The 10,478-nt window shown below is 68.3% G+C and carries 7 protein-coding genes; 4 read left to right on the forward strand and 3 right to left on the reverse strand.

Features of this window, described 5'->3' with window-relative positions:
- A partial coding sequence (locus VNR91_RS12725) for a phosphoribosylamine--glycine ligase (protein ID WP_414712413.1) occupies positions 1-534 on the reverse strand: 534 nt, incomplete at its 3' end.
- On the opposite strand from VNR91_RS12725, the gene xseA reads away from it, so the two are divergent.
- From xseA to VNR91_RS12745, 4 genes are all read left to right on the forward strand, one after another.
- Positions 533-1,915: an exodeoxyribonuclease VII large subunit gene (xseA, locus tag VNR91_RS12730; protein ID WP_325491145.1), complete on the forward strand. Its 1,383-nt coding sequence runs from the start codon at positions 533-535 to the stop codon at positions 1,913-1,915. The genes VNR91_RS12725 and xseA overlap by 2 nt on opposite strands.
- A 24-nt stretch (positions 1,916-1,939) precedes the next feature.
- A complete protein-coding gene (locus VNR91_RS12735; protein WP_325491146.1) occupies positions 1,940-2,137 on the forward strand; it encodes a DUF2093 domain-containing protein in 198 nt (65 codons plus the stop codon).
- A 58-nt stretch (positions 2,138-2,195) separates the two neighbouring features.
- Entirely contained in the window at positions 2,196-3,122 is a 927-nt protein-coding gene (locus VNR91_RS12740; RefSeq protein ID WP_325491147.1) for a M23 family metallopeptidase, read from the forward strand.
- 268 nt (positions 3,123-3,390) lie between these two features.
- On the forward strand, positions 3,391-6,423 hold the full coding sequence (locus VNR91_RS12745; protein ID WP_325491148.1) for a TonB-dependent receptor plug domain-containing protein: 3,033 nt from the start codon (positions 3,391-3,393) through the stop codon (positions 6,421-6,423).
- A 529-nt stretch (positions 6,424-6,952) separates the two neighbouring features.
- Here VNR91_RS12745 and clpB read toward each other — a convergent pair.
- Entirely contained in the window at positions 6,953-9,532 is a 2,580-nt protein-coding gene (gene clpB / locus VNR91_RS12750; RefSeq protein ID WP_325491149.1) for an ATP-dependent chaperone ClpB, read from the reverse strand.
- A 72-nt stretch (positions 9,533-9,604) separates the two neighbouring features.
- Entirely contained in the window at positions 9,605-10,285 is a 681-nt protein-coding gene (locus VNR91_RS12755; protein ID WP_325491150.1) for a hypothetical protein, read from the reverse strand.
- Positions 10,286-10,478: the final 193 nt, after the last annotated feature.

The raw sequence follows: 10,478 nt of genomic DNA on the forward strand, positions 1-10,478 counted from the left end.
CACCGCTTCGACGCCGCGGCCGTCGAACAGCGCGACCAGCGCGGCATCGGCTTCCTCCGCGGTGGTGGCGATCGTCACGCCCTTGCCTGCCGCCAGCCCGTCGGCCTTGATCACCACCGGCAGGCCGAATTCGCCCACCACCGCGCGCGCTCCGTCGAGCGCGTGGACCCGTTCGTAGCGGGCGGTCGGAATGCGCTCGCGCGCGCACAGGTCCTTGGTAAAGCCCTTTGATCCCTCAAGCTGCGCCGGCACCTTGTTCGGCCCGAACACGCCGACGCCGATCGTGCGCAGATTGTCGGCCAGCCCGTCGACCAGCGGCGCTTCCGGCCCGATCACGACGAAGCCGATATGCTCGCGCCGGCAGAAATCGATGACCGCGCGGTGATCGCCGATGTTCAGATCGACGATCTCGGCATGCTCCGCGATCCCCGGATTGCCCGGCGCGGCGAACAATTTGGTCAGCTGCGGCGATTGCGCCAGCTTCCATGCCAGCGCATGTTCGCGGCCCCCCGAGCCGACCAGCAGGACATTCATGGCCGACCCCTTTGACGACGACTTCAATACCGGCCCGCTGGTAGCCGAGCCCGCGCCCGGCAGCAACGCGCCCGAACTGAGCGTCAGCGAATTATCGAACAAGCTGAAGCGCGTGGTCGAAGGCGAATTCGGCCACGTCCGGCTGCGCGGCGAAATCTCGGGCTACAAGCGCGCCGCGTCGGGCCACGTCTACCTATGCCTGAAGGACGACAAGGCGGTGATCGACGGGGTGATGTGGCGGGGGGCCGCCGCCGCGCTGCCGTTCGCCCCGGCCGACGGGATCGAGGTGATCGCCACCGGCAAGCTGACGACCTATCCCGGTCGCTCGAAATACCAGATCGTCGTCGAGCGGATGGAGCTGGCCGGCGAGGGCGCGCTGATGGCGCTGCTGGAAAAGCTCAAGGCGAAGCTGGGCGCGGAAGGGCTGTTCGATCCGGCGCACAAGAAGGCGCTGCCCTATCTGCCGCGGGTGATCGGCGTGGTGACGTCACCCACCGGCGCGGTGATCCGCGACATCCTCCACCGGCTCGAGGACCGCTGCCCGACCCATGTCGTGGTGTGGCCGGTCAAGGTGCAGGGCGCCGGCGCGGCGGCGGAGATTGCCGGGGCGGTGCGCGGGTTTGACGCGCTGGCGCCGGGCGGGGCGGTGCCGCGTCCCGATCTGGTGATCGTCGCGCGCGGCGGCGGCTCGATCGAGGATCTGTGGGCGTTCAACGAAGAAGAGGTGGTGCGCGCGATCGCCGGCTGCGCGATCCCGATCATCTCGGCGGTGGGGCACGAGACCGACACCAGCCTGGCCGATCACGCCGCCGATCTGCGCGCACCCACGCCGACCGCCGCCGCCGAGATCGCGGTGCCGGTGCGCGCCGAACTGGCCAGCGGCATCGCCGCGCTGGGGCTTCGTGCCGAACGCTGCGCGCGGCGCTATCGCGAACGCGGCGGCGAGCGATTGCAGGCGCTGGTGCGCGTGCTGCCGCGCCGCGACGCGCTGCTGGGACCGCAGCGGCAAAAGGCCGACGAGCTTGGCGCGCGGCTCGACCTCGCGCTCGAACGGCGCGCGGTGCGGGCACGGCGCGATCTCGACCGGATCGCCGGGGCGCTGCGCCCGACCATGCTCGCGCACCGGCTCGATCGGGCGCGGGCGCGGCTGGAGACGGCGGGCCGATTGCTGGTCGCCGCCAATCCGGAGAACCTGCTCGCGCGCGGCTACGCCTGGGTCGCGGCGCGGCCGGGCGGGGCGGTGGTGACCGCCGCGGGCGCGGCGCGCGGGGCGGGGGGGCTCACGCTCCACTTCCAGGACGGCACTGTCGACGTGCGGGTTGAGCGCGCGCCCGCGAAACCCTATCCTCTCGCACAACCCGAGCAGCCGAGCCTGCTCTGACGTACGAACCGACAAGGCGAACCGATGTTGATGTCCAATACCGCGCGGGCGGCCCGGCTCCATTACATGGCCAACGGCTTTCGCGTGCTCGCGCCCGGCGATCATGTCGTCTGCGCGGTCAGCGGCGCGGCCATCCCGCTCGATGAGCTGCGCTATTGGAGCGTCGCGCGGCAGGAACCCTATGCCAGCGCGGAAATCGCCAGCGAGGCGCTGGCGCGGTGACGGGCGATCGGATGCTGGCGCCGTGACCGGCGGCGTGGCGCGTGGGATCGCCGCCGCCGTGCTGATCGTACTGGCCGGTTGCGTCGCGGGTGAGATCCAGCCCGCGTCGGTCGCCGCGTCGCCGATCGCGGCCGCCCCATCGGCCGTCGCGTTGCCCCTCGCCGATCCGCCGGCCCGGCGCTTGCCCGCCGCCGACTTCGCCTTTGACGACGGCGCGATGATCCAGGGCGGCATCGCGACCGGCACGGTGCCGCCGGGCACCGCCACGCTGCGCCTGGACGACGCGCCGGTGGCGTTCGCGCCCGACGGCCGCTTCCTGATCGCCTTCGATCGCGATGCTGGTCCTGCCGCGACGCTGATCGCGACGCGCACCGACGGCTCGCTGGTGACGCGCAGCCTCGCCATCGCCCCGCGCGCGTGGCGGATCGAACGGCTCAACACCCTGGCGCGCTTCGCCCAACCAAGCGCCGAGTTCGCGCGGCTGCGCGCGGCGGAGCTGGCCCGGATCGCGGCGGCGCGCGAGATCGTCACCACCGCGACCGGGTGGCGCCAGCGCTTTCAATGGCCGGCCATCGGCCGCATCTCCGGCCAGTTTGGCGCGCAGCGTGTCTACCGGGGCGAGCCGGGGGCCTACCACTCCGGGGTCGATGTCGCGCTGCCCGAAGGGGCGCTGGTGCTGGCGCCCGCCGATGGCGTGGTGATCCTCGCCGCCGACCAACCCTTCACGCTGGAGGGCAATCTGCTGATGATCGATCACGGCCTGGGCCTCAACAGCGCCTTCCTGCACCTCAGCCGGATCGACGTCCGCACCGGCGACGTGGTTCGCCAGGGCCAGCTGATCGGGCGGGTCGGCCACACCGGCCGCGCCACCGGCCCGCACCTCCATTGGGGGATGAAATGGCGGGATTCGCGCATCGATCCGCTGCTGGTCGCCGGGCCGATGCCGGCCACGGCCCCGCCACCGGCCGCCGCCCCGCGCCGTTGATACGGCGCACAATTGCGTCGTCGCGACTCGCCCTCGCGATCTAATTGTATACTTAATACAGCAATCGGCGATCATCTGTGTCATTTTGGCTACAGCCGGGCGAAAAGGTGCGGACGGCCTGAATGCCGGCTTTACAGTAGATGAACGGCCCTCCAGACCTTGGAACATTGCCTCCGAACCCGCGCCAGGTGCGTGGCTCGAAGGGGGGAAACGGCTTCGGGGCCGGCGTGGGGTACGCCGCGACAAGCCAAGGAACGAGGGAAGATTCGTGATCAGCAAAACCACATTCAAGCGCACGTCGCTGTTCGGAAGCGCGGCTCTGCCGGCGCTCGCGCTGCTCGGTGCGGGCATGTTCGCTGCCCCGGCCATGGCGCAGGACACGACGACGCTGCCGTCCAGCCAGCGTGACCAGGAGGCCAACCAGGGCGACATCGTCGTCACCGGTTCGCTGTTCCGCCGTACCGACACCGAAACCGCGTCGCCGGTCACTGTGCTCTCCGCCGAGACGCTCCAGCAGCGCGGCATCAACACCGTCGCCGAGGCGGTTCAGCGCCTGTCGGCCAACGGCGCGGGCAACATCACCCAGGGCTGGAACACCGGCTCGAACTTCGCCACCGGCGCGAACGCCGTGTCGCTGCGCGGCCTGACGGTGCAGTCGACCCTGACGATCTTCGACGGCGTCCGCATGGCGCCCTATCCGCTGGCCGACGACGGCCACCGCAACTTCGTCGACCTGAACATCATTCCGAACTCGATCGTCGAGCGGATCGAAGTGCTGCGTGACGGCGCCTCGTCGACCTACGGCGCCGACGCGGTCGCCGGTGTGGTCAACGTCATCACCAAGAAGCAGATCACCGGCCTGCACCTCAACGCCTCGGCCGGCATTTCGGATCGTGGCGACGCCGCCGAACAGCGTTTCGACGCGACCTGGGGCTACGGCGATCTCGCCGAGAACGGCTTCAACTTCTACATCAACGGCGAATATCAGCGCCAGGACGCGCTGAAGGCGTCCGATCGCCAGTATCCGTTCAATACCTCGGACCTGAGCAAGATCTGTAATGCGAGCGGCTCGTGCATGTTCAGCAACGTGCAGAACAGCGTCGTCAACAACGGCCATGATCCGGTCCGTTTCAACGGCCTGTTCGCCACCCAGGTCGGCACCGCCCGCCCGGTTGATGCCGCCGGCGCTGCGATCGCTGGTTCGCCGTTCCAGCTGCTCAACACCGCTGCCGGTTGCCGTGATCTGATACCGGTCAACGTTCCGACCGCCGCCAGCGCCTCGGCCGGCGGCACGCTGCAGTGTGCCCGCGACACCCGCGCGATGTACGGCCAGCTCCAGCCGGAGCAGGAGCGCATCGGTTTCGCCGGTCGCTTCACCGCGAAGATCGGCGATCGCGCCGAATTCTATGCCGCCGCGAACTATTACCAGGTCAAGACCGAGACCACCGGCACGCCGAGCGGCTTCAGCGGCAACCTGCCGCCGCCCAACCCGGCCGGCTTCCTCCAGCCGTCGAACCTGTATTTGCCGGTTTATGTCTGCGGCGCCGGCGTCGGCAATCGCCTGATGCTCAACACCGGCTGCGACGCCACCAATGGCGTGCTCAACCCGCAGAACCCCTATGCCGCGCAAGGCTATCGTGCCCAGCTGCTGCAGACCTACGACCTGCCGCGCATCATCCAGAGCAAGGCGCGCAGCCTGCGTGGGTCGGTGGGCATCAACGGGTCGTTCGGCGACAACTGGGGCTACTCGGTCGATGCCACGGCATCGCAGGTGCAGCTCGACATCAACCAGTTCAACTACGTCATTCCGCAGCGTCTGTGGGATATGGTCGCCAAGGGCACCTACAATTTCATGGACCCGTCGCAGAACTCGCAGGCGACGCGCGACTATGTGGCGCCGCTGAACAGCACGCGCTCCTTCTCTGATCTGTGGCAGGTGCAGGCGACGTTGACCAAGGAGCTGTTCCAGCTCCCGGGCGGTCCGCTGGGCGTCGCGGTCGGCGGTTCGTATCGTCACGAATCGATCAACAACCCGTCGGCGAACCCCGAGGATCTGGTCGCGCCGTACAGCCGCTACTTCGTCGTCAACGCGGTCGGCGCCGTCGGCAGCCGCAACGTGAAGTCGGCGTTCTACGAAATCTCGGCTCCGGTCATCGACCAGGTCGAGCTGGGCGCGAGCGGCCGTTACGACAGCTACTCGTCGGGCCAGAGCAACTTCTCGCCGAAGTTCACCGCGAAGGTCACGCCGATCCCGCAGCTCTCGCTGCGGGGCACCTGGTCGAAGGGCTTCCGTATCCCGAGCTTCAACGAATCGTACGGCCTGCCGACCACCGGCTACGTCACCTATACGCTGAATCCGAACAACCCGGCCGAAGCCGCGTTCATCGCGGCGCACGGTGGCAACGCCTATGCGACGGGCGCCTTCTCGGTCGGCCTGACCTCGACCGGCAACCCCAACCTGGCGCCTGAAAAGTCGACCAGCTGGACGCTGGGGACGATCATCGAGCCGATGCGCAACGTCAGCTTCACCGTCGACTACTGGCACATCAAGGTGAAGGACATCATTGGCGGCGCCGACTATTCGGACGTGCGCAACCAGTATTACTCGAACAACGGTGTCGTGAACGTACCGGGCATCACCGTCGTTCCGGGTACGCCGGACGTCGCGAATCCGAACGCGCTGCCGCAGCTCGGCTTCATCCAGTATTCGTTCCAGAACAACGACCAGCAGGAAGTGTCGGGCATCGATCTGGGCGCCAACATCAAGCTGCCGGTGTCCAGCGGCGTGACGCTGACCAGCTCGTTCGAGGCATCGTACCTGATCAAGTTCGCCACGACGCTGGGCGGCCAGGAGCAGCGTTACGACGGCACGCTCAGCCCGTGCGACATCACGTCGTGCTCGGGTGCGCCGAAATGGCGTGGCAGCTGGCAGAACACGATCCAGATCAACGACTTTACCGCGTCGCTCACCGCTTATTACACCAGCGGCTATGATCTGGCATCGATCGACTACGGCGGGGTCAAGGGCGATTGCGACGCCAGCCTCGGCGCTTCGGTCGCCACCTATGCCGATGGCACGGCAGTGCTCTGCCAGGCGAAGGCGACGTGGAACGCCGATCTGTCGGCGAGCTACAAGATTGGCGATCGCTTCACGATCTACGGCAACGTGCTCAACGTGTTCGGCATCAACCCGCCGTTCGATCCGTCGGCGGCCTACGGCATCTTCCAGTTCAACCCGTCGTGGGCGGGTCCGAACATCCTGGGCCGGTACTTCCGCCTCGGCGCGAAGGTCGACTTCTAGAAACTTCGGGTAACACCGATCAGAATCGGGCCGCTCCCATCGGGGGCGGCCCTTTTTTTATGCGGCGGCGCCGATCGTCCGGTGGCGGGCGGTGCGCTTCCGGGGCGTCGCGGGAACCGCATCCCGCGCGCAATCCGCGTCGTGGGGAGCCTGCGCCGGCGTTGCGTCAGCGCGTCGCCCTGGGTGATTCTCTCCGCCCCGTCGCTCCGCCATCCCCGGCGCCGCTTCCACGCGGCCCGCGTGCGGGCGATGGCACCGCTGAAGCCGTCGCCCGTAAGCTGCAGCGGAGGCACGCGGCTTGCGCGCGCGATGGCGCCGGGCTGTCCAGTTCGCTTCGGAAATGCCGGTCCCGCTGGAACGTCGGCAACCGGCCCCCAGCCTGACAGCTCGACAAGGCGCATGGGGCGATTCGCCCGCCGTGCCGGCCCGGACCCGCGCATACCCTCGAACCGCGCAAACACCCTTTGCGGTGTCGCTCGCCGACTGCGCCGGCCGGACGGGCGCGACCGACATCGCCCGACGCACGCGATCAGCTGACGTGCAGTTCCAGCTTGCCGTCGCCGTCCTCTGCGCGCACCGTCGATCCGTCCCTGACCTCGCCGCGCAGGATCAGGTCGGCGAGCGGGTCCTGCAGATACCGCTGCACCGCGCGCTTCAGCGGCCGCGCGCCATAGACCGGGTCATAGCCGACCCGTCCCAGCCATGCCCGCGCCCCCTCGGACAGCTCGATGCCGATCTTGCGGTCGGCCAGCAGTTTCGCCAGCCGTGCGATCTGGATATCGACGATCGGCGCCATATGCTCCGCCGCCAGCCGGTGAAACAGGATGATCTCGTCGAGCCGGTTGAGGAATTCGGGGCGGAAATGCGCGCGCACCACCTCCATCACCTGCGGCTCGGCGCTTTCGGCGCTGTCACCGTCGGGCAGGTTGGCGAGATACTGGCTGCCCAGGTTCGACGTCAGGATGATCAGCGTGTTCGAGAAATCGACCGTGCGGCCCTGCCCATCGGTCAGCCGCCCGTCGTCGAGCACCTGCAACAGCACGTTGAAGACGTCCGAATGCGCCTTCTCGACCTCGTCGAACAGCACGACCTGATACGGCCGCCGACGAACCGATTCGGTAAGAACGCCGCCCTCCTCATAACCAACATAGCCGGGAGGGGCGCCGATCAGCCGCGCCACCGCGTGCTTCTCCATGAACTCGCTCATGTCGATGCGCACCATCGCCGACGGATCGTCGAACAGGAATTCGGCCAGCGCCTTGGTCAGCTCGGTCTTGCCGACGCCGGTCGGCCCGAGGAACAGAAAGCTGCCCAGCGGCCGGTTCGGGTCCTGCAATCCCGCGCGCGCGCGCCGCACCGCGGTCGACACCGCGCGCACCGCCTGCTGCTGGCCGATCACTCGCTTGCCGATCGCCTCCTCCATGTGGAGCAGCTTCTCGCGCTCGCCTTCCAGCATCCGGTCGACCGGAATGCCGGTCCAGCGGCTGACCACCGCGGCGATATCGTCCGCCGTCACTTCCTCGCGCAGCATCGCCACCCCGGCGGTCGCCTGGGCGTCCTCGAGCTGCTTGGTCAGCGCGGGGATGGTGCCATAGGACAGCTCGCTCATGCGGGCGAGATCGCCGGCACGCTGCGCCTGCTCCAGCTCGAGCCGGGCGGCGTCGAGCTGCTCCTTGATCCTGGCCTCCGACGCGATCTTGTCGCGCTCGCCTTGCCAGCGCTGGGTGAGTTCGGTCGATTGCTGTTCGAGGTTGGCGAGTTCAGCCTCCAGCGTCGCCAGCCGGTCCTTCGACGCGGCGTCGCTTTCCTTCTTCAGCGCCTCGCGCTCGATCTTGAGCTGGATGATGCGGCGGTCGAGGTTTTCGATCTCCTCGGGCTTCGACTCGACCTCCATGCGGATGCGCGACGCCGCCTCGTCCATCAGGTCGATCGCCTTGTCGGGCAGGAACCGGTCGGTGATGTAGCGGTTGGACAGCGTCGCCGCGCTGACGATCGCCGCGTCGGTGATCCGCACGCCATGGTGCAGCTCGTATTTCTCCTTGAGCCCGCGCAGGATCGAGATGGTGTCCTCGACCGTCGGCTCGTCGGCGAATACCGGCTGAAAACGGCGCTGCAGCGCCGGATCCTTCTCGACGTACTTGCGATACTCGTCGAGCGTGGTCGCGCCGATGCAGTGCAGCTCGCCGCGCGCCAGCGCCGGCTTGAGCAGGTTGGAGGCGTCCATCGCCCCCTCCGACTTGCCCGCGCCGACCAGCGTGTGCATCTCGTCGATGAACAGCACGACCTCGCCCTCGGCACCGCGCACCTCGTCGAGCACGCCCTTGAGCCGCTCCTCGAACTCGCCACGATATTTGGCGCCGGCGATCAGCGCGCCCATGTCGAGCGCCATCAGCCGCCGGTCGCGCAGCGTCTCGGGCACGTCGCCGTTGGCGATGCGCAGCGCGAGGCCCTCGGCGATCGCGGTCTTGCCGACGCCGGGCTCGCCGATCAGCACCGGGTTGTTCTTGGTCCGGCGGGCGAGGATCTGGATGGTGCGGCGGATTTCCTCGTCTCGGCCGATGACCGGGTCGAGCTTGCCATCGCGCGCCGCCTGGGTCAGGTCGCGGGCGAATTTCTTGAGCGCGTCGTAGCGGTCCTCGGCGCCGGCGGTGTCGGCGGTGCGGCCGCCGCGCAGCTGGTTGATCGCGGCGTTCAGGCCCTCGGGCGTAGCGCCCGACGCCTTGATCGCCTTGCCGGCGGCGGTGTTGAGGCTCAGCGCCAGCGCGACCAGCAGCCGTTCGACGGTGACGAAGCTGTCGCCGGCCTTGGCGGCGATCTGCTCGGTCTGGTCGAGCACGCGCACCGCGTCATTGTCCAGGCCGGGCGTCGCCTGCGCGCCGCTGCCCGACACCGCCGGGATCTTCGCCAGCGCGAGGTCGGTCTCGGTCACCGCGCGCCTGGGATCGCCGCCCGCCGCCTGGATCAGCCCGGCGGCCATGCCCTGCTCGTCCTCGAGCAGCGCCTTCAGCAGATGCTCGGGCGCGATCCGCTGATGGCTCATGCGGATCGCGACGGTTTGCGCCGATTGCAGGAAACCCTTGGCGCGGTCGGTGAATTTCTCGAGGTTCATGTCGGCCCCTTGTGAACGTCACCGCAAGATAGTGTGGTGATTATGTCACACAAGGGGTCGGCCAAGTCACGACTAGACGCCGCCCCAGCGCGGTTGCGTGCCGCATTTCTTGGACACCCACAGGTCCTTCTTCCAGCACTTCTCCTCCAACGGCGGCAGCGAGACGTGGCGCGGGTTGATGCCGCCGGGAAAGCGTTGCTCGCCGCCATAGCGCAGCGAATTGCGCATCTCGCTCATCCGCTCCTCGGCCAGCGTGCCAAAGCTGCCGCGCGGGGTGAACAGAGCGGCCTGCCCGACGTCGCTCGACGTCGCGCAGAAGGTGAGCTGCGCCCCGACGGTCGAGAAACCCGAATAGACGCGCGTGCCGTAGGTATCGAGCGCGGTCTGCCCCGCCTTCTTGGTCTTGGCGGTGCGGGTGAAGTAGCCCGCCAGCGTGTCGTACGACGTCTTCAGCTCGTCGGAATGGTCGAGCAGAAGCTTGTTGTAGTTGCTGAGCGTCAGCAGATACGGGGCGAACTGGCATTGCAGCGCGGCGACGTTCAGCCCCGCGCGCAGGTTCCACACCAGCGCCGCGCGCAGTTCCTTGGGCGTCGCGTCGGGCAGCGCCGGGCCGATGACGCCGGGTTCGGCGCCGGTGACGGGCGGGCCGCGCTGGTCGGGTGGCTGGAAATAGAATTGGGCGGACGCCGGCTGGGCGGCGGCGGTTGCCACCAATACGCCAGCGGCGGTGGCCAGGAAACGCGACACCCTCATCAAACCCTCTTCAACACGCTGATACTTTGGCGGGAATCTAGGGAAATTGCGTCATATCCCCAAGCGGTTTTTCGTCGGCGGGCTTTTGCCTGCCCCGTCCTGCCGCCAACCGGTCCCGCCCGCCGACAAATAGCGAAGGGGCCGCCCGGTCGCCCGGACGGCCCCTCCTAACAAGCGTACCAGGGCGCGTCTT

This window comes from Sphingomonas sp. (assembly GCF_035555815.1).
In the GTDB taxonomy this organism is placed as follows: domain Bacteria; phylum Pseudomonadota; class Alphaproteobacteria; order Sphingomonadales; family Sphingomonadaceae; genus Sphingomonas.

Bases quoted from the DNA above. Each gene is read 5' to 3' on its own strand.
- xseA (WP_325491145.1), top strand. From the start codon at position 533: ATGGCCGACCCCTTTGACGACGACTTCAATACCGGCCCGCTGGTAGCC.
- VNR91_RS12755 (WP_325491150.1), bottom strand. From the start codon at position 10,285: ATGAGGGTGTCGCGTTTCCTGGCCACCGCCGCTGGCGTATTGGTGGCA.
- VNR91_RS12735 (WP_325491146.1), top strand. From the start codon at position 1,940: ATGTTGATGTCCAATACCGCGCGGGCGGCCCGGCTCCATTACATGGCC.
- clpB (WP_325491149.1), bottom strand. From the start codon at position 9,532: ATGAACCTCGAGAAATTCACCGACCGCGCCAAGGGTTTCCTGCAATCG.